This window comes from Acerihabitans arboris (genome assembly GCF_010131535.1).
Classification (GTDB): Bacteria; Pseudomonadota; Gammaproteobacteria; order Enterobacterales; family Enterobacteriaceae; genus Acerihabitans; species Acerihabitans arboris.
This window is the reverse complement of the sequence record NZ_WUBS01000005.1, coordinates 236,827-255,007: the sequence shown is the minus strand read 5'-3', so window position 1 is coordinate 255,007 and position 18,181 is coordinate 236,827. Positions and strand designations below refer to the sequence as shown.

General features: G+C 57.3%; 18 protein-coding genes. 11 read left to right on the top strand and 7 right to left on the bottom strand.

Features of this window, described 5'->3' with window-relative positions; genetic code table 11:
* Positions 1-79: 79 nt before the first annotated feature.
* Positions 80-2,353, bottom strand: coding sequence for an ATP-dependent Clp protease ATP-binding subunit ClpA (clpA, locus tag GRH90_RS09080; RefSeq protein WP_162365623.1), 2,274 nt, complete (start codon positions 2,351-2,353; stop codon positions 80-82).
* Between the two features lie 27 nt (positions 2,354-2,380).
* A complete protein-coding gene (clpS, locus tag GRH90_RS09075) occupies positions 2,381-2,701 on the bottom strand; it encodes an ATP-dependent Clp protease adapter ClpS (RefSeq protein ID WP_162365622.1) in 321 nt (106 codons plus the stop codon).
* Between the two features lie 367 nt (positions 2,702-3,068).
* Between clpS and cspD the strand changes: the two genes are divergently transcribed.
* The 5 genes from cspD to ltaE all read left to right on the top strand — a co-directional run bounded on the left by cspD (position 3,069) and on the right by ltaE (position 8,623).
* Positions 3,069-3,290: a cold shock-like protein CspD gene (cspD, locus tag GRH90_RS09070; protein WP_162365621.1), complete on the top strand. Its 222-nt coding sequence runs from the start codon at positions 3,069-3,071 to the stop codon at positions 3,288-3,290.
* Between the two features lie 352 nt (positions 3,291-3,642).
* Positions 3,643-4,593, top strand: coding sequence for a VirK/YbjX family protein (locus GRH90_RS09065; protein ID WP_162365620.1), 951 nt, complete (start codon positions 3,643-3,645; stop codon positions 4,591-4,593).
* Positions 4,594-4,763: 170 nt separating this feature from the next.
* Positions 4,764-5,663: a LysO family transporter gene (locus GRH90_RS09060; RefSeq protein WP_162365619.1), complete on the top strand. Its 900-nt coding sequence runs from the start codon at positions 4,764-4,766 to the stop codon at positions 5,661-5,663.
* A 96-nt stretch (positions 5,664-5,759) separates the two neighbouring features.
* A complete protein-coding gene (gene poxB, locus GRH90_RS09055) occupies positions 5,760-7,481 on the top strand; it encodes a ubiquinone-dependent pyruvate dehydrogenase (RefSeq protein WP_162365618.1) in 1,722 nt (573 codons plus the stop codon).
* 89 nt (positions 7,482-7,570) lie between these two features.
* Positions 7,571-8,623: a low-specificity L-threonine aldolase gene (gene ltaE / locus GRH90_RS09050; protein ID WP_162365617.1), complete on the top strand. Its 1,053-nt coding sequence runs from the start codon at positions 7,571-7,573 to the stop codon at positions 8,621-8,623.
* Here the strand turns inward: ltaE and GRH90_RS09045 are convergent.
* Positions 8,585-9,409 (bottom strand): N-acetylmuramoyl-L-alanine amidase, encoded by an 825-nt coding sequence (locus GRH90_RS09045; RefSeq protein ID WP_162365616.1) that lies wholly within the window; start codon positions 9,407-9,409, stop codon positions 8,585-8,587. The two genes, ltaE and GRH90_RS09045, sit on opposite strands and share 39 nt — an antisense overlap.
* Positions 9,410-9,692: 283 nt before the next feature.
* Between GRH90_RS09045 and GRH90_RS09040 the strand changes: the two genes are divergently transcribed.
* The 6 genes from GRH90_RS09040 (at position 9,693) to artM (ending at position 14,601) form a co-directional block, all read left to right on the top strand.
* Positions 9,693-10,763 (top strand): hypothetical protein, encoded by a 1,071-nt coding sequence (locus GRH90_RS09040; RefSeq protein ID WP_162365615.1) that lies wholly within the window; start codon positions 9,693-9,695, stop codon positions 10,761-10,763.
* A 180-nt stretch (positions 10,764-10,943) separates the two neighbouring features.
* Positions 10,944-11,495, top strand: coding sequence for a lipoprotein (locus GRH90_RS09035; protein WP_162365614.1), 552 nt, complete (start codon positions 10,944-10,946; stop codon positions 11,493-11,495).
* 229 nt (positions 11,496-11,724) lie between these two features.
* Entirely contained in the window at positions 11,725-12,453 is a 729-nt protein-coding gene (gene artP, locus GRH90_RS09030) for an arginine ABC transporter ATP-binding protein ArtP (RefSeq protein WP_178113079.1), read from the top strand.
* Positions 12,454-12,473: 20 nt separating this feature from the next.
* On the top strand, positions 12,474-13,205 hold the full coding sequence (gene artJ, locus GRH90_RS09025; RefSeq protein ID WP_162365612.1) for an arginine ABC transporter substrate-binding protein: 732 nt from the start codon (positions 12,474-12,476) through the stop codon (positions 13,203-13,205).
* An 11-nt stretch (positions 13,206-13,216) separates the two neighbouring features.
* On the top strand, positions 13,217-13,933 hold the full coding sequence (gene artQ, locus GRH90_RS09020; RefSeq protein ID WP_162365611.1) for an arginine ABC transporter permease ArtQ: 717 nt from the start codon (positions 13,217-13,219) through the stop codon (positions 13,931-13,933).
* Positions 13,933-14,601, top strand: coding sequence for an arginine ABC transporter permease ArtM (artM, locus tag GRH90_RS09015; protein ID WP_162365610.1), 669 nt, complete (start codon positions 13,933-13,935; stop codon positions 14,599-14,601). The genes artQ and artM overlap by 1 nt, the downstream gene beginning before the upstream one ends.
* Here artM and rlmC read toward each other — a convergent pair.
* The 4 genes from rlmC to potH all read right to left on the bottom strand — a co-directional run bounded on the left by rlmC (position 14,598) and on the right by potH (position 18,180).
* Positions 14,598-15,725 carry a 23S rRNA (uracil(747)-C(5))-methyltransferase RlmC gene (gene rlmC, locus GRH90_RS09010; RefSeq protein ID WP_162365609.1) on the bottom strand — a complete coding sequence of 376 codons (1,128 nt, stop codon included), beginning with the start codon at positions 15,723-15,725 and terminating at the stop codon, positions 14,598-14,600. The genes artM and rlmC overlap by 4 nt on opposite strands.
* A gap of 54 nt (positions 15,726-15,779) precedes the next feature.
* The gene (locus tag GRH90_RS09005; RefSeq protein WP_162365608.1) at positions 15,780-16,304 is read right to left on the bottom strand and encodes a YbjO family protein; all 525 of its coding nucleotides are present in this window, start codon (positions 16,302-16,304) and stop codon (positions 15,780-15,782) included.
* 71 nt (positions 16,305-16,375) lie between these two features.
* On the bottom strand, positions 16,376-17,221 hold the full coding sequence (potI, locus tag GRH90_RS09000) for a putrescine ABC transporter permease PotI (protein WP_162365607.1): 846 nt from the start codon (positions 17,219-17,221) through the stop codon (positions 16,376-16,378).
* Positions 17,218-18,180, bottom strand: coding sequence for a putrescine ABC transporter permease PotH (gene potH, locus GRH90_RS08995; protein WP_281352741.1), 963 nt, complete (start codon positions 18,178-18,180; stop codon positions 17,218-17,220). The genes potI and potH overlap by 4 nt, the downstream gene beginning before the upstream one ends.
* Position 18,181: the final 1 nt, after the last annotated feature.

Sequence of the window (18,181 nt, the reverse complement as noted above, 5' to 3'; positions counted from 1 at the left end):
TGCCGTTACGCCGTGGCTAATAAAAAAGGCGATGCTAAGCATCGCCTTTTTACTGTGCCAGCCACCGGCGGATCCGGGTTTAGTGGACCACGCCTTCCGCCTTGCGTTTTTGCGCGCTGAGGAAGTGGTAGTTAAGCTGCTTTTTGTCTTTGTCCAGCTCTACGGTCACGGAGCCGCCGTCGACCAGTGAACCGAACAGCAGTTCGTTGGCCAAAGGTTTCTTCAGGTTTTCCTGCATCACCCTGGCCATCGGCCGGGCGCCCATCGCCTTGTCGTAGCCCTTGGCGGATAGCCAGTCGCGGGCCTCGTCGCTGACCTCCAGCGAAACACCCTTGGCGTCCAGCTGCGCCTGCAGTTCCACGATAAATTTGTCCACCACCAGTTGGATGATTTCCGGCGCCAGGTGATTAAACCAAATCACGTTGTCCAGGCGGTTACGGAATTCCGGGGTAAAGATCTTCTTGATCTCGCCCATGGCGTCCGTACTGTTATCCTGCTGGATCATGCCGATGGACTGGCGCGTCGTTTCCTGCACCCCGGCATTGGTGGTCATGACCACAATCACGTTGCGGAAGTCCGCCTTACGGCCGTTGTTATCGGTCAGGGTACCGTTGTCCATCACCTGCAGCAGCAGGTTAAAGACATCCGGATGCGCCTTCTCGATTTCATCAAGCAGCAGGACAGAGTGCGGATGCTTGAGGACCGCGTCGGTCAACAGGCCGCCCTGGTCGTAGCCCACATATCCCGGAGGCGCGCCAATCAGGCGGCTGACCGTGTGGCGCTCCATATATTCGGACATATCAAAGCGCAGTAATTCAATATCCAGCGCTTTCGCCAGCTGTACCGTGACTTCGGTTTTACCCACCCCCGTCGGACCCGCGAACAGGAAGGAGCCTACCGGCTTGTGATCTTGGCCCAGTCCGGCGCGGCTCATCTTGATCGCCTCGGTGAGCGCCTCGATGGCCTTATCCTGTCCGAACACCAGCATTTTCAGGCGTTCGTTCAGATGCTTCAGCACATCGCGATCGCTGGACGACACGGTTTTTTCCGGGATACGCGCGATCCTGGCCACCACCGATTCGATGTCGGCCACGTTAACGGTCTTCTTGCGTTTGCTCACCGGCATCAGGCGGCTGCGGGCGCCGGCTTCGTCGATAACGTCAATCGCCTTGTCGGGCAGGTGGCGATCGTTAATATATTTTACCGCCAGTTCAACCGCCGCGCGCACCGCCTTGGCGGTGTAACGCACGTCATGGTGGGCTTCATATTTGGGTTTGAGGCCGGTCAAAATCTGCACCGTTTCTTCCACCGACGGCTCGGTAATATCAATTTTCTGGAAACGACGCGCCAGCGCGCGATCCTTTTCAAAAATATTACTGAATTCCTGGTACGTCGTGGAACCCATCACCCGGATCTTGCCGCTTGAGAGCAGCGGTTTAATCAGGTTAGCCGCATCGACCTGCCCGCCGGAGGCGGCGCCGGCACCGATGATGGTGTGGATTTCATCGATAAACAGGATACTGTTCTTATCCGACTCGAGCTGCTTGAGCAGCGCTTTGAAACGCTTCTCGAAGTCACCGCGGTATTTGGTGCCGGCCAGCAGCGACCCGATATCCAGGGAATAAATGGTGCAATCCGCGATAACTTCCGGCACGTCGCCCTGCACGATACGCCAGGCCAGCCCTTCGGCAATGGCCGTTTTACCGACGCCGGACTCACCCACCAGCAGCGGATTGTTTTTACGGCGACGGCATAATACCTGCACGGTACGTTCCAGCTCCCGCTCACGGCCAATCAGGGGATCGATCCCACCCACACGGGCGAGTTGGTTAAGATTGGTAGTGAAGTTTTCCATACGCTCCTCCCCGCCTGCCTGCTCTTCGTTAACCGGATTTTCAGGGCCGGGTGCCTGCGTTTCATCTTTACGGGTACCGTGGGAGATGAAGTTCACTACGTCAAGCCGGCTGACATCATGCTTACGCAGCAGATAAGCCGCCTGCGACTCCTGTTCGCTAAAGATGGCGACCAGGACGTTGGCTCCCGAGACTTCGCTGCGCCCGGAGGACTGGACGTGGAATACCGCGCGCTGCAATACGCGCTGGAAACTGAGCGTGGGCTGCGTATCGCGCTCTTCATCACTGGTCGGTAAGGTAGGTGTGGTCTGTTCGATGAATGCTTCGAGCTCCTGGCGTAACGCCACCAGGTCGACCGTGCACGCCTCAAGCGCTTCCCGCGCCGAAGGGTTGCTGAGCAGCGCCAGCAGCAAATGTTCCACGGTCATAAACTCATGCCGGTGCTCACGCGCTCTGGCGAAAGCCATATTTAAACTGAGTTCCAGTTCTTGATTGAGCATTGGCACCTCCCCAAATTGATTGCCCGTTCAGGCCTTTTCCAGCGTACAAAGCAACGGATGCTCATTTTCGCGGGCATAACGATTAACATGGGCGGCCTTGGTTTCAGCGACTTCGGCGGTATAGACTCCGCAGATAGCCTTGCCCTGATAATGAACCGTAAGCATCAGTTGCGTTGCACGTTCAACATCATAAGAAAAGAACTTTTGCAGCACGTCAATGACAAATTCCATCGGAGTGTAGTCATCATTGATAAGTATAACTTTATACATTGATGGGGGTTTTACCGCATCTTTCAATAGGTCCTCGGCAAAATTCTGCTCGCCCGGCCTTTCACTTGTGTTGCCCATCGTCTTTCCGTCGGTACGTTTCTCTTTCTTGATATATCGTTGCGACCGCTTGGCTCCCGGTGGCGCAACCCCATCATGATAATCAGTCTACCATTAGATGTTCAAAACCGCTGCCTGCTATAACCTATAATAATAATAGGAGTTTGATCGCAGCCGGCACCTTGAGATTTTGTCAAAAAAGCGTCAATAGCGTTACCTGCTTCAAAGTTTAGAAATGTCATCCGCCAACTCCTCCAGCATCCTCTTGACCTGCGCTTGCTATCCTCTAGAGTGTACTTGCGTAAGCCGCTGCTGTTTTGACCAATCAGGCTTACGACGTCAACAATCCTCATCACATATAAGATTCGGTTGCGAGGGATGTAGAAGCATGGAGACGGGTAAAGTTAAATGGTTCAATAACGCCAAAGGTTTTGGGTTTATCTGTCCTGAAAGCGGCGGCGAGGATATATTTGCGCATTACTCAACAATCCAAATGGACGGTTATCGCACGCTCAAAGCCGGGCAAATTGTCAGATTCGATGTTCATCAAGGTCCCAAGGGGAACCACGCGAGTCTGATTGTGCCTGTTGAAACCGAGACTGTTGCCTGATGACTCGCCTCGCGATTAATGCCTAATGATGCTAGTGAAATGCCAGTGAATTGCTGGCATTTTTTTCTGCCGCCGGTCCCTGCATACTCAAGGTATAACATTTTTCTTTTAAGACGCAAGCATAATTATACGCGCGGCAATCACTATCTTGCTTACTTGTTTACCCATGCCTGGCCGTTGCCCCCGAGCGGGCTTGCCAGCGGTTGAGGCCGCGCAAAACGATCCTCGCTACCGCTAATATAAACCAACAGTAAACATCTTATTATCTCTGGTTTATCCCGAATTTATATTGAACTGCTGTTTAACTACACCTTGGTGAAATAGATTTTTGTCTAAACCAAGGCATATTGACATGTCACAGCTTGCATCCAGTCTGGAAAAACCGGATTCGTTAACCGGTTGGCAATTGGCGCTCGCCCTGTTTCGCGGCAGGCTGATGCCGGGAATGGCATGGCAACGCGCGTTCTATCGCTGCAAGTTTATGCTCCGTTATTGCTGCACCTTGCGCTACTCCGCTCCCTGGCTGGAGCATCTGGCCCATTCCCCGCTGCTGCCGCAAATGCTGGCTTCTCAGCCCGGCCTGCCGTGCAAGCTGCATCGCCCCTACCTGGCGGCCAACATGAACCATCGGCAGCAGCTCGCGGCCCTGATGTATCACTACGATTATATCCAGAAATATTTCCCCAAGCCGCTGCTCAACGGACACCTGGCGCGCGCGGGTTTTACCCTCGCGGAGCTCGACGCCAGGAACGGCCAGCGTTTTTATCTGCGCCTCGACTCGCTGGACAACCTGAACCGCGAAGGCGAGACCACCGTGCTGTTTACCGACGATCGGGGCCTGATGCTGGCCGAAATGACCTTTGCCATCACCCCGGAACAGGGGGCTACCCTGTTTATCGGCGGCCTGCAGGGCGCCACGCGGCAGGTGCCCCATGAGTCGATACACCTGGCCACCAAGTCCTGCCACGGCCTGTTCCCTAAACGGCTGGTGCTCGAGGCGGTCATGCTGCTGGCGGCAAACCTGGGCATCCCCCGGATCCTCGCCGTCGGCAACCGTACCCATATGTACCAGGGGCGGCGCTATTTTTATAAAAATAAGCGGTTCCTGCATGCGGATTACGATAGCTTCTGGTTATCGCTGAACGGCCAATGCCAGGAACAGGGCTATTTCCAACTGCCTTTAAGCATTCCCCGTAAGCCCATTGAGACATTGCCCAGTAAAAAACGCGCCGAATACCGCCGCCGCTATGACGTACTGGATCAGCTTACCCGGCAAATAAACGCGCATTTCGGCCAGGCATAACCGCCGTTTCCGCCCACAGGTCGATACCGGGGGAAATTAACGTCTTGAACGTCAACAAAAAAGGAGTACAGGCATAAACCGGGATACGTTCACGCCGGCTTTACAGGAATCCCGGTTTTCGTTAGTTTAAGGCAGCTTTTTTACGCCCTGCAAAAGGATGTGTCCTCGTTATGTATTCCGGCCTGTTAATTATCCTCATCCCTCTGGTGCTGGGCTATGCCTTGCCGCCTCTGCGCCAGGGCGTAATGCGGGCGGTCAATCGCCTGCTAAGCGCCATGGTTTATATCATCCTGTTCTTCATGGGCATCAGCCTGGCATTCCTGGATAATCTGACCGCCAATCTGCTGTTGATTGCCTGGTACGCCGGCGTCAGCGCCGTTTGCATCCTGACGGTCAACGGCATCGCGCTGTGGTGGCTGGAAAAACGTTGCCCCTGGCCGGCACCGACCCATCAGGACGCGCTCCCTTCCCGGCTGCGCATGGCCATGGATTCTTTTAAGCTCTGCCTGGTGGTGGTCGCCGGGTTCCTTATCGGCCTGACGCAGTGGCACTGGCTTAGCGTCGCCTCGCGAGCCAGCGAATTCGCCCTGATCCTGCTGCTGCTGCTGGTGGGCATCCAGCTGCGCAACGGCGGCATGACGCTGCGGCAAATTATCCTGAACCGGCGCGGCACCATCATCGCGCTGGTGGTGGCGGCCAGCGCGCTGATGGGCGGCGCGGTTACGGCACTCATCCTGGGATTGCCAATCGCTACCGGCCTGGCCATGGCGTCGGCGTTCGGCTGGTACTCGCTGTCGGGTATTCTAATGACCGACGCGTTTGGACCGGTGGTGGGCAGCGCCGCCTTCTTTAACGATTTGGTGCGCGAACTGCTGGCCATCATGCTGATCCCGGGACTCATGCGCCGCAGCCGCAGCGTCGCCCTGGGATTGTGCGGCGCCACGTCGATGGATTTCACCTTGCCGGTACTGCAACGCAGCGGCGGCCTGGAGGTGGTGCCGGCGGCCATTGTCCACGGCTTTTTACTGAGCCTGCTGGCGCCAATCCTTATCGCGCTGTTTTCAGCCTGACGCTCCAGGCACTGCCAATCCCCGTTCAAAAGGACTAAGCTTTACCGGCATGGGAACTTTTTATCTTAGTCCTGACTCATTTTAAGGGGGAAAGCCATGAAACAAACCGTTGCGTCATCGATTGCCAAAACCCTTGAGCAAGCCGGCGTCAAGCGTATCTGGGGGGTCACCGGCGACTCTCTCAACGGCTTAAGCGACAGCCTCAATCGCATGGGCACCATTCAATGGATGGGCACCCGCCATGAAGAGGTGGCCGCTTTCGCCGCGGGCGCGGAAGCCCATGTTACCGGGCAGCTGGCGGTTTGCGCCGGTTCCTGCGGGCCGGGCAACCTGCATTTGATCAACGGTTTATATGACTGCCATCGCAACCAGGTGCCGGTGCTGGCCATCGCCGCCCATATTCCCTCCAGCGAAATCGGCAGCGGCTACTTCCAGGAAACCCACCCCGAGGAGCTGTTCCGCGAGTGCAGCCACTATTGCGAACTGATATCCAATCCGGAACAGCTTCCACAGGTGCTGGGCATCGCCATGCGCAAGGCCATCCTCAACCGCGGCGTCTCGGTGATTGTATTGCCCGGCGACGTGGCGCTGAAACCGGCGCCGGAAGACGATAAGCCGGTCTGGTATACCCCACAGCCGTCCTTAAGCGTACCGCCGGTGGGAGAATTGGAAAAGCTGGCCGCGGTGCTGGACCAGGCGGAAAACATCACCCTGATGTGCGGCTGCGGCTGTGCCGACGCCCATGACGAGGTGGTCGAGCTGGCCGGGCTGCTGAAGGCGCCGATCGTCCATGCGCTCAGGGGTAAGGAGCATCTGGAGTGGGACAATCCCTACGACGTCGGCATGACCGGCCTGATTGGCTTCTCCTCCGGCTATCATGCCATGATGAACGCCGACACGCTGGTCCTGCTGGGGACCCGTTTCCCCTACCGCGCCTTTTATCCCACCAACGCCAATATTATCCAGATTGATATCGACCCGGGCAGCCTTGGCGCCCATTGCGCGGTAAATATGGCGCTGGTGGGCGATGTTAAGTCCACCCTGGCGGTCCTGTTGCCGCGTCTCAAGGAAAAAACCGGCCGCCATCATCTCGATCAGGCGCTGGAGCACTATCACGAGACGCGGCGTGATCTCGACGCGCTGGCCAAACCCAACGACAACCAGCCCATTCACCCACAGTACGTGGCACAGCAGGTAAGCCGCCAGGCGGCTCGCGACGCCATTTTCACCTGCGATGTGGGCACGCCTACCGTATGGGCTGCCCGCTACCTGGAAATGAACGGCCAACGTCGTCTTATCGGATCGTTTAACCATGGCTCCATGGCTAACGCCATGCCCCAGGCCTTGGGCGCGCAGGCGGCGTATCCAAAGCGCCAGGTAGTCGCCCTGTGCGGCGACGGCGGTTTCACCATGCTGATGGGCGATTTTTTATCCATGGCGCAAATGAAATTGCCGGTCAAGATCGTGATTTTTAACAATAGCGTGCTAGGTTTCGTGGCGATGGAAATGAAGGCCGGCGGCTACCTGACCGACGGCACCGACCTGCAAAATCCTGATTTTGCCGCTATTGCCCGCGCCGCCGGCATCAAAGGCATCCGTGTGGAGAAATCCACCGATCTGAACGCCGCGCTGGAAGACGCTTTTGCCACCGATGGGCCGGTGGTGGTGGATGTCATCACCGCCAAGGAAGAGCTGGCCATGCCGCCGCAGATTAAATTCGAGCAGGCGAAAGGCTTTAGCCTGTATATGCTGCGGGCCATTATCAACGGCCGCGGCGATGAAGTGGTAGAGTTGGCAAAAACCAACTGGCTGCGCTAAGGCCCGGCATTTTCCGCCCGTATCGGGAACACCTGCGCCGGGCGGCGCAGGTCCTTTAACGCCCGTATCTAGAACGTAACGGAGTGAGCATGATTGATCTACGCAGTGATACCGTGACCTTGCCAAGCGACGCCATGCGCCGGCTGATGGCGCAAGCCGAGGTCGGCGATGATGTTTATGGCGATGATCCCACCGTGGCGGCGCTGGAAGCAGATGGCGCACGGCTCAGCGCGAAAGATGCGGCGCTGTTTTTCCCCAGCGGCACCCAGGCCAACCTGGTGGCCTTGCTGGCCCACTGCCAGCGTGGGGAAGAGTATATCGTCGGCCAGCAGGCGCATAATTACCGCTTCGAGGCCGGCGGCGCCGCGGTGCTGGGCAGCATCCAGCCACAGCCGCTGGACGCCGATGCCGACGGCACCCTGCCGCTGGATAAAGTGGCGGCGGCCATCAAGCCGGATGACTTCCATTTTGCCCGCACCCGGCTGTTAAGCCTGGAAAATACCCATAACGGCAAAGTGCTGCCGCAGGAATATCTGCGCAAGGCCTGGCAGTTCACCCGCGACCATCACCTGGCGCTGCATATCGACGGCGCGCGCATTTTTAACGCGGTGGCGGCACTGCAAATTCCGCTGAGCGACATTACGCAATACTGCGATACCCTGACCATCTGTTTGTCAAAAGGGCTGGGAGCGCCGGTGGGTTCGCTATTGTGCGGCAACGCGGACTATATCCTGCAAGCCAGGCGCTGGCGCAAAATGGTGGGCGGCGGTATGCGCCAGTCCGGCATCCTGGCGGCCGCCGGCCGCTATGCGCTGGAGCATAACGTACAGCGGCTGCGTGATGATCATGACAACGCCCAATGGCTGGAGCAACGGTTATCCGCGCTGGGGGTCGAGATCATGGCCCCGGGCGCGCAGACCAATATGCTGTTTATCCGCCAACCGGCGGAATTAGCCGCCAAGCTCGGTCCCTGGATGAAACGGCATGACATTGTGATTGCCGCCGGCGCGGTGACCCGTCTGGTCACCCATTTAAATGTCAGTCGCGCGGACCTGGAAAAAGTGGTGAGCTGCTGGCAAGCCTTCCTGCAGCATCATGCTCAATTATCCGGCGCCCCGCTCACCGGCGTGTATTTCCAGTAACGCATCCAGGATAGCCTCGGTTTCCGCGTCCGCCAGGCCGCGGAAATCATGAGGCCGAAAATGCATTTGGAACGCCGCCAGCGCTTTTTGCTGTAACGCCGCCGGCATCTGCGGCGACACATCGTAACCGTAATCCGCCATCCGCGTCATAATGCCCGCCATGGCCACCGGGGAGCAGGGGTCGCGCCCGCCAAGGTAATAGCCTACCCGCTGTTTATCCGGCCAGACGCCGACACCGGCCGCCGCCAATTGTTGCCAGGGGAATAACGGACCGGGGTCCTGTTTGCGTCGCCAGGCGATATCGCTGTGCCCCACCACGTTGCCCGGCTGGAGATGATAACGGCGGATAATGTCCCGGCTCAGGGCGATGACCAGGGCTATCTGTCCGGACGGATAAGGCGTCGCGCGATATCCCGTCAGGGTACGGTAGTAACCCTGGTTTTCTATTTCAATACCGACGGACGTATCGTTGAGATGCGTGCGTCCGCGCCAAAAGCTCTCGCCCGCATGCCAGGCGCGGCGGGATTCGTCGACCAATTGCAGCGCCGTGGGCATCTCCCGGCCATCGGCTGATTGCGCCGGAATTAAATAATGGGCGCTGACCTGTTCGGCGGTTAGGGTGGTCAGCGACGAGGCGAAATCTTCGGCGGTATAATGAATCACTAAAAACTGCACCCGTTCATCGGCGCCGCTCGCCCGGCGGGAACTGTCGATACGGTAAGCCGCCTGCGCGTCCGGTGGTTTTACCGCCTGCCGGCCGGCACAACTTACACATAACAGGCCCATCAACCACCATGACGCCCTTGCCGTCATTTTGCCGGCCGAATATCCCGGCATCCCGCTGCCCATAATTCCATCGCTTATTGGAGGTTTCACCCTATAATGCCTGTAATAGCATGCGTGGGCAATGCAGCCTGATGAAGCCGGATGTTAATCATCGATTATCCACCCGCGCCAGTTTTTTTGCCGCAACAACGGACAGGCGCCATCAGGCAGGTGATCCTGTTTATGATTTGATTAAACGCCGTGCATGATAATAGCGCCCCTTACCCATAAGGAAGGCTTTAGCATGTTTAAAAATATTGATATTTCATTAAGAACGACCATGGCCTACGGGATTATATCCTTTCATCCCACTATTTCCGGCGGCATGTCTTACCGCCGTTTTTTTGATAAAATAACGGCGGTAAGTGATGCCGGCGTCAAATTGGGAAACACTTCAAAAAATTATAATTACGATCTCACAGAAAATCCAGATCGCGTGGCGGGTCCCTTTACCTCAGCGCCAGGCCTTGCCCATAATGAAAAACGGTCATTATTAAAAAAATGCATGGGCCGCATGGCCGATAATTATCGCCAGGTGAGAAATAGCATCACTGAAGTTTTCTCCCCGCTGTTGCCGGAAAATAGTTTTGCGGATTACCAGAAAACGCTTAGCGCGGCGCAGAACCGGCGTTCTAAACTTACCATTGCCGTCAATGACTTCCATATCAGGAAAGTGCATGAAGACCTGTTAAATAAGCATCTCAAGACCATAAAAAATGACGAGAAGGCATTCAACGAGTGGAAACGCCAGGAATCAAGAACCTACATTGGCGCATTAATCAATAAAAGAATTGATGATTTCATAAATCAACCGCAAGGAGTTAAAATATTCAAGATATATTCTGAGAATTGCAAACCCACCTTAACCAAGGATGGGCCTAAAGAGATATGGAGCAATGAAATATATAAAATCCTTGGATTAGACAGCCGGGCGGAGCATAAAAACGACATACATATTCTGGCCAACCCTACGATTTACAAAGCCGTTTTTGAGTACTTTTACCATCCAGGCATGGACAGCACCCATCCTAAAAGGGTCAATGATAAAATATATATCTGGCAGGCGAGCAATAAGGTCTACAGCAGGATATTTAAAGATATGCCCTCGCCCGAAAGAATCCTTGAGGAAAGCGATAAGTATTTGCAGGCCCTGGATAAATCTTTTTTATCGGCGCCAGGGAAACCCGGCTTGCCGGGACATGGGCAATCCGGTTTGCCAAAACTGGAGAAACCTACTGCGCGCGCGGACAACAGCCCCGGCCGGGAATCGGGCAATAAGGCGCGTCGCCGGTTCCTCGACGCCATGCTCCGATAAACCGGTCCATGGGCTGTCCAGGGGCAGTTACTCCCATGGCGCATCACCATGGGAAACGCGTTCTGCCATATTTGATCATCGGGGCTGTAGCCAAACGTGCCAACTATGACACAACCATATGATTTTTAACTATACTCGATGATACTGACTGACCGCCAACTTCTCTTATGAAGGTAAATAATGAAAAATAAGCTTTATGCCCTATTGCCGCTGGCCCTGTTAATCGGCGCCTGTACCCGGGTAGAACCGGCGTTCAAGGATATTGGCACGCGCAGCGCTCCCTGCGTCGACGGTGGACCGGACCAGGTGGCCCAGGCATTCTACAATCTGCGTCTGGCGCAACCTGTGCAGGGAAAACCAAGCCCCGCGCAGCTGGCGCAATACCGGCCCTATCTCAGCGAACGGCTGTTCCAGGTGCTGACCGCCGACCGCAAGGCACAGGCCAAACTGACCGCCCTGCCGGCCGGGGATATCTTCAGCAGCAAGGCCGAAGGCCCGACCTCGGCCGACGTCAGCAGCGCATCGCGCATCCTGAATACCGATGCGAAAAATATTCCGCTGCGCGTCGACCTGTCGCGCAGCCAGGGCGACGACGGCCAGGCCGCGCATTGGCAGGATGAAGTGCTGATGATCCGCGAAGGCGCCTGCTGGGTACTGGACGACGTGCGCTACCTGGGCAGGGCCTCCCCCGCCCCGGCCGGCACCCTGCGCCAGACGCTGGAAGAACGCTAGCAACCCGCCGGCAGCAGGACCGGCTGCCGGCAACAACACCGGGCGCTATGTCCACGGCCTGTTTAGGTGAATATTCAGCACATCGCGGCGATTGGGCCTTGAGCAATGACGTTTTGTGCTGTTCATGATATCATTACCCCCCTAAATGTAAATTTTAATCACGGCAGATTGCATCGACCGGCTGTCGACGTTAACATCTGCCGCCTTAATGGTTATTCAGTTTCTTCGCATGAGTATTCAACTAAACCGCATTGACTGTTTTTATGGCGCCAACCAGGCGCTGTTCGATATCACCCTTGACTGCCCGGCGGGTGAAACGCTGGTGCTGCTCGGCCCAAGCGGCGCGGGTAAAAGTTCATTACTGCGGGTACTCAACCTGTTGGAGATGCCGCGCGCCGGTCGATTGACCATCGCCGGCAACCAGTTTGATTTTAAACAGGCGCCGGGCGAAAAAGCCATCCGGGAACTGCGCCAGAACGTCGGCATGGTATTCCAGCAATATAATCTCTGGCCGCATTTAACCGTGCGCCAGAATTTGATCGAGGCGCCCTGCCGGGTGCTGGCCCTGTCGCGCACGCTGGCCAATGCCCGGGCGGATAAACTGCTCGATCGCCTGCGTTTAACCGATTTCGCCGATCGTTTCCCTCTGCATCTGTCCGGCGGGCAGCAGCAGCGGGTAGCGATAGCGCGGGCGCTGATGATGGAGCCGCAGGTCTTGTTATTTGATGAGCCGACCGCAGCGTTGGACCCGGAAATTACCGCACAAATCGTCAGCATCATCCGCGAGCTGGCCGAAACCGGCATCACGCAGGTGATCGTGACGCACGAAGTTGAGGTAGCGCGCAAGACTGCCAGTCGCATTGTGTATATGGAAAACGGTCACATTGTGGAACAAGGCGATGCGTCGCATTTCGCCAAGCCCCGCACCGAGGCATTTGCTCACTATTTGTCGCATTAATTAATTGTGGATTAAAAAAAATGAAAAAACTGATATTAGCCGCAGTGCTGGCCGGGATGACGGCTTCCGCCGGCGCGGCCGGGACTATTCGCTTCGCCACCGAGGCATCCTACCCTCCGTTTGAATTTGTCGATGCCGATAACAAAATCCAGGGTTTTGATATCGATCTGGCCAACGCGCTGTGCAAACAAATGCAGGCGGAATGCACCTTCACCAACCAGGCCTTCGACAGCCTGATCCCAAGCCTCAAGTTCCGCCGTTTCGACGCGGTTGTCTCCGGTATGGATATTACCCCGGAACGTTTGCAGCAGGTGACCTTTAGCCAGCCGTATTATGAAAACTCCGCTATTTTCGTGGCGCAAAAAGGTAAATTCACCGATCTTGCCGGCCTGAAGGACAAACGTGTCGGCATGCAAAACGGATCGACGCACCAGAAATTCCTGCTGGATAAACATCCGGAAATCACCGCCGTGCCTTACGATAGCTACCAGAATGCCATTCTGGATCTGAAAAACGGCCGTCTGGACGCCGTCTTCGGCGACACCGCCGTGGTCAATGAATGGCTGAAGAAAGACGCCGACCTGGCCACCGTGGGCGATAAGATCGCCGATAAAGCCTATTTCGGCACCGGGCTGGGCATCGCCATGCGGCTGAATAATAACGAACTGCGCGAGCGGTTCAATACCGCGTTGGATAAAGTCAAACAAGACGGCACCTACCAGGCTATCTTCCAGAAATGGTTTAAGCAGTAATCGCGCCCTCCATGAATCAATTTCAACCTATAGCCAGCGCCGCCGGGACCACCGTCGGGCTGGCGTTATGCGCGCTGGTGGCCGGCCTGTTCCTGGCCATGTGTTTTGCCGGCTGGGAATCCTCCCGCTGGAAGTGGCTGGGGCTGCTCGGCACCGGCGTGGTGACGCTATTGCGCGGCCTGCCGGAAATACTGGTGGTGCTGTTTATTTATTTCGGCGCATCACAGCTGCTGGTTTCGCTTGCCGACGGCTTTAGCCTCGATCTTTACCTGGTGCGCATCCCGGTGCGCCTGCCGGTCGATAATTTTAACATCAGTCCTTTTGTCTGCGGCGTCATTGCCCTGGCATTGCTCTACGCCGCCTATGCGTCGCAAACGCTGCGCGGCGCGCTGAAAGCCATCCCGCAGGGGCAGTGGGAGTCAGGCCAGGCGCTGGGCATGAAAAAAAGCACGGTTTTTTTCCGCCTGGTGATGCCGCAGATGTGGCGCCACGCGTTGCCCGGCCTGGGTAACCAATGGCTGGTGCTATTAAAGGACACCGCGCTGGTCTCATTGATAAGCGTTAATGATTTAATGCTGCAAACCAAAAGCATTGTCAGTTTTACCCAGCAGCCGTTTACCTGGTATCTGATAGCCGCGGCGGTATATCTGGTCATCACCCTGCTCAGCCAGGTCATCCTGCGGATGTTCGAACGTCGTTCCACCCGCTTTGAAACGGGGGCGTCCTGATGCTGGCCTACCTGCCCGAACTGCTCAAGGGGCTGCCCACCAGCCTGACGCTGACGCTGTGCGCCATCTGGATAGCCCTGCTGCTGGCGCTGTTGTTTACCCTGGTGATCAGCCTGAAAACGCCGATCCTGACGCCGCTGATCAAAATCTACATCACCCTGTTTACCGGCACGCCGCTGCTGGTGCAGATTTTTTTGATTTATTACGGGCCGGGACAATTTGCCGCCCTGCGCGCCATTCCGTGGTTATGGGCGCTGGTCTCGCAGCCCTGGCTGTGCGCCATGGTGGCGCTGGCGCTCAACAGCGCCGCCTACAGCACCCAGCTGTTCACCGGCGCCATGCGCGCCATCCCCGCCGGACAATGGCAGTCCTGCGCGGCGCTCGGCATGTCGCGCCTGCAATCCCTGCGCATATTGATGCCGTTCGCCATCAAGCGGGCGCTGTCGTCCTACTCCAACGAAGTGGTGCTGGTATTCAAAAGCACCTCGCTGGCCTACACCATTACCCTGATGGATATCATGGGGCACGGGCAGCTCATGTATGGCCGCACCTATGATGTGATGGTGTTTGGCGCCGCGGGCATTATCTATCTGTGCGTCAACGGCGTGCTGACCCTGCTGATGCGGTTGATCGAACACCGGGCGCTGCGATTCGAACGACGCGGCTAAGCGCGTTTAAGCAATACCAGCGTTTCATAATGGGCGGTGTGCGCAAACATATCAAACAGCTGCGCCTTGACGATGCGATACGCCGGCAAGGTTAGCAGGTCCCTGGCCAGGCTTTCCGCCTGGCAGCTGGAGTAGAGAATATAGGGCGGCGCCATGCCGTCCAGGTAGTCGCATAACTCCGCTCCGATGCCGCGCCGGGGGGGATTGACCAGCACCAGGTCGGGCACGTCGTCGCGCGAGCGCGCGAACCGGGTGGAATCCAGCGCCTGGAACGCCACCTGGCCCAACCCCATCAGCTGTGCCGACTGCCGCGCGCTGGCGATGGCCTCGGCGCTGATTTCAATACCGGTCAGGCGAATATCCGGACCCGCGCAGTGCAAACCAAAGCCCCCCACCCCGCAAAACAGATCCCACAGGCTGGTTATGGCCAACTCGCCCACCCACCGGCGGGCGGTGGCGTACAGGCGGGCGGCGATCGCCGGATTGGTCTGGAAAAAGCCGCGCGGACGGATAAACAGCGGCACATCGTTAAGCCGTTCCGCCAGCGCGGTTTCATCGGTCAGGATAATTTCGGTGTCGCCTTCCAGTATGGCCATATGCACCGGCTGGAGATTTACCGATATCACCCGCAGCTGGGGCAATCGCGCCCGCAGCCAGGGCAGCTGGGCGCGCAGCGCGGCCAGCTTGGTGTCCGAGCGCAGCACGAAGCGCAGCATCATCGCGCCGTTGTGGTGGCTTTCCGTCAGCAGCAGGAATTTTAACTCGCCCCGCCGGCGCGCCACGTTATAAGGCGTCAGGCCGGCACGGGCGATAAACACCTTAAGCACGTCGAATACCGCGCCGAAAGTCGGGGGATAAAGCGGACAGGCGCACAGGTCCAGCGGTTGCCCGTTGCGCGCCACAATCCCCAGCAGCGGCCGCTCGACGCTGCCGCTGACCACCATTTTGGCTTTATTGCGAAACGCCGTTTCCAATGAGGCGACGGGCGCCAGCCATTGTTCCACCGGCATTGCGGACAATAACCCGGCAAGCGCAGCCTGTTTGTCCGCCAGCTGTCGCGGATAGGGCTTATCCAGCCATTGGCAGGAATGGCAACGATCGGCGCTGAAAAGTTCGCAATACATATAATTGTGGCCGGTTAAACGGGCGCGCATTGTACCATCGGTCGCGGTTAAAAATCACCGGCCGCGTAGAAAAAACCGCCGGCTGGAGAGTGGCGCAAACAGCAGCAGCACGATCAGGATATCCGGCAGTTTATGCATCAACAGCTCGCTGGAAATCTCCATCGCGCTATCGCCCGACAGGGCGAACATTTCAGGGTAAAAACCGTTCCAGGTGGCCAGGAATAAATAACCGGCGCTGAGGACCTGGCATGCGACGAAGCACCAGCGTGCCCAGGCATACCCGCGCATTACCGCGAAACCGCAGCGTAATTCCGCAAACAGCACCGCCAGGCTTGCCAGGAACAGCAGCGTCAAATCCCATGAGCGGCTGCTGGTATCAATAAAACTGCGTAGTCCTTCCACTCCCAGGTTATTGGTTAACATCAGCATGCCCATGCAGCGGGTGGCGATGATGGCGATACCGGCAATCAGCACCGCCACCGGCGTGTTGCCGCGCCAGCGCGCCCGTTCCGCCGCGATTCGCTTCAGCAGGCGCAAAGGCATTCGGTCCGTATTGACGCCCCTCAGGATATCCGACATGGCCTTTCTCCTTGTTATCACGCCGCGTTAAACGGCGACGCACGGATAAAGACTAGCAGTTATCGGCGCAATCAGCCACGGGCCGCCCGCTGACGGTCCCGCTGGCGCTGTTTTTCGCCGCGGGCCATCAGCCACCAGGCGATCAGGCCGATAAAACCCACCACCCCCAGGATAATGGTGGCCAGGGCATTGATCTCCGGATTTACCCCCATCCGCACGCTTGAGAACACCAGCATCGGCAAGGTGGTGGATCCCGGCCCCGCGACAAAACTGGCAATCACCAAATCGTCCAGCGACAGGGTAAAAGCCAGCAGCCAGCCGGACACAATCGCCGGCGCGATCATCGGCAGGGTGATAATAAAAAACACCTTAATGGGCGTGGCGCCGAGATCCAGAGCGGCTTCCTCGATGGATTCATCCAGCTCGCGCAGCCTGGAATTCACCACCACCGCCACGTAGGCGGTACAAAACGTCACGTGCGCCAGCCAGATGGTAAACATACCGCGCTCCGCCGGCCAACCGATGGCGTGGCCCATGGCCACGAACAGCAGCAGCAGCGACAGGCCGGTGATCACATCCGGCATCACCAGCGGTGCGGTCAGCATAAAGGCAAAGCCGTTTGAGCCGCGAAACCGGCCGAAACGCACGATCACCACCGCCGCCAGGGTACCGAGGATCACCGCCATGGTGGCGGTGGCGGCCGCCAGCGTCAGGCTTAAGGACACGGCGCCAAGCATCGCCTGGTCATTGATCAGCACCCCGTACCACTGCGTCGACCATCCGGCCCACACCGTCACCAGTTTCGAGCTGTTGAACGAATAGATGACCAGCATCAGCATCGGCGCGTACAAAAAGGTAAAACCGGCAATCAAAATCGCGATGCGCCAGGGAGAGCGCACGACAGGTAACGTATTCATGCCCGATCCCCCAGGGTTTTGTTCTGATGTTTATGGAACCACATGATCGGCACGATCAGCAGCAGCAGCATGATGACCGCTACCGCCGACGCCACCGGCCAATCACGGTTATTGAAAAATTCCTGCCATAAGATCCGCCCGATCATAATGCTGTCGGGGCCGCCAAGCAGTTCCGGGATCACGTACTCGCCCACCGCCGGGATAAACACCAGCATCGAGCCGGCGATAATGCCGCCTTTGGTCAAGGGAACGATCACCTGGAAAAAAGTTTTCAGCGGGCGGGCGCCGAGATCCAGCGACGCCTCCACCAGCGAATAATCCAGCCGGGTCAGCGCGGTGTAAATCGGCAGGATCATAAACGGCAGATAGGCATATACCACGCCGATATACACCGCCAGGTTGGTATGCAGGATAACCAAAGGCCGATCGATAACGCCGAGCCAGAGCAGGACATTATTAAGAATACCGTTATTTTTCAGGATCCCCATCCAGGCGTAGACCCGAATCAAAAATGAGGTCCAGGACGGCAGGATCACCAGCAACAGCAGGATATTGCGCGTCGAGGACTTGCTGTGCGCCACCGCCCAGGCCATCGGGTAACCGATCAGCAGGCAGAAAAAGGTCGAGATCGCCGCCACCTGCAGTGATTGCAAATAGGCCTCGATATACAACGGATCGTCCAGCAGCTGCGAAAAGTTGGCCAGGTTCAGCGAAATATCCAGCTTACCGTCCATCCAGCTGACCAGATCGGTATAAGGCGGGATTGCGCGGGCCATCTCCGCCAGGCTTATCTTGAAGACGATAAGGAACGGCAGCATAAACAGCAGCAGCAGCCACAGGTAAGGCAAAAAAATCACCGCCTTGCGGCCATGGCGCATTTGCAGCCGGGTTAGCCAGCGCGGGGTCTTGACCGGGCCGGCTGCCGGCCGGGGCGGCAATTTGTCATCAGCTACAGACATG

What these genes read in the sequence shown, in the direction of transcription:
- clpA (WP_162365623.1), bottom strand. Translation starts at nt 2,353, where the DNA reads ATGCTCAATCAAGAACTGGAACTCAGTTTAAATATGGCTTTCGCCAGA.
- clpS (WP_162365622.1), bottom strand. Translation starts at nt 2,701, where the DNA reads ATGGGCAACACAAGTGAAAGGCCGGGCGAGCAGAATTTTGCCGAGGAC.
- cspD (WP_162365621.1), top strand. Translation starts at nt 3,069, where the DNA reads ATGGAGACGGGTAAAGTTAAATGGTTCAATAACGCCAAAGGTTTTGGG.
- GRH90_RS09065 (WP_162365620.1), top strand. Translation starts at nt 3,643, where the DNA reads ATGTCACAGCTTGCATCCAGTCTGGAAAAACCGGATTCGTTAACCGGT.
- GRH90_RS09060 (WP_162365619.1), top strand. Translation starts at nt 4,764, where the DNA reads ATGTATTCCGGCCTGTTAATTATCCTCATCCCTCTGGTGCTGGGCTAT.
- poxB (WP_162365618.1), top strand. Translation starts at nt 5,760, where the DNA reads ATGAAACAAACCGTTGCGTCATCGATTGCCAAAACCCTTGAGCAAGCC.
- ltaE (WP_162365617.1), top strand. Translation starts at nt 7,571, where the DNA reads ATGATTGATCTACGCAGTGATACCGTGACCTTGCCAAGCGACGCCATG.
- GRH90_RS09045 (WP_162365616.1), bottom strand. Translation starts at nt 9,409, where the DNA reads ATGGGCCTGTTATGTGTAAGTTGTGCCGGCCGGCAGGCGGTAAAACCA.
- GRH90_RS09040 (WP_162365615.1), top strand. Translation starts at nt 9,693, where the DNA reads ATGTTTAAAAATATTGATATTTCATTAAGAACGACCATGGCCTACGGG.
- GRH90_RS09035 (WP_162365614.1), top strand. Translation starts at nt 10,944, where the DNA reads ATGAAAAATAAGCTTTATGCCCTATTGCCGCTGGCCCTGTTAATCGGC.
- artP (WP_178113079.1), top strand. Translation starts at nt 11,725, where the DNA reads ATGAGTATTCAACTAAACCGCATTGACTGTTTTTATGGCGCCAACCAG.
- artJ (WP_162365612.1), top strand. Translation starts at nt 12,474, where the DNA reads ATGAAAAAACTGATATTAGCCGCAGTGCTGGCCGGGATGACGGCTTCC.
- artQ (WP_162365611.1), top strand. Translation starts at nt 13,217, where the DNA reads ATGAATCAATTTCAACCTATAGCCAGCGCCGCCGGGACCACCGTCGGG.
- artM (WP_162365610.1), top strand. Translation starts at nt 13,933, where the DNA reads ATGCTGGCCTACCTGCCCGAACTGCTCAAGGGGCTGCCCACCAGCCTG.
- rlmC (WP_162365609.1), bottom strand. Translation starts at nt 15,725, where the DNA reads ATGTATTGCGAACTTTTCAGCGCCGATCGTTGCCATTCCTGCCAATGG.
- GRH90_RS09005 (WP_162365608.1), bottom strand. Translation starts at nt 16,304, where the DNA reads ATGTCGGATATCCTGAGGGGCGTCAATACGGACCGAATGCCTTTGCGC.
- potI (WP_162365607.1), bottom strand. Translation starts at nt 17,221, where the DNA reads ATGAATACGTTACCTGTCGTGCGCTCTCCCTGGCGCATCGCGATTTTG.
- potH (WP_281352741.1), bottom strand. Translation starts at nt 18,180, where the DNA reads ATGTCTGTAGCTGATGACAAATTGCCGCCCCGGCCGGCAGCCGGCCCG.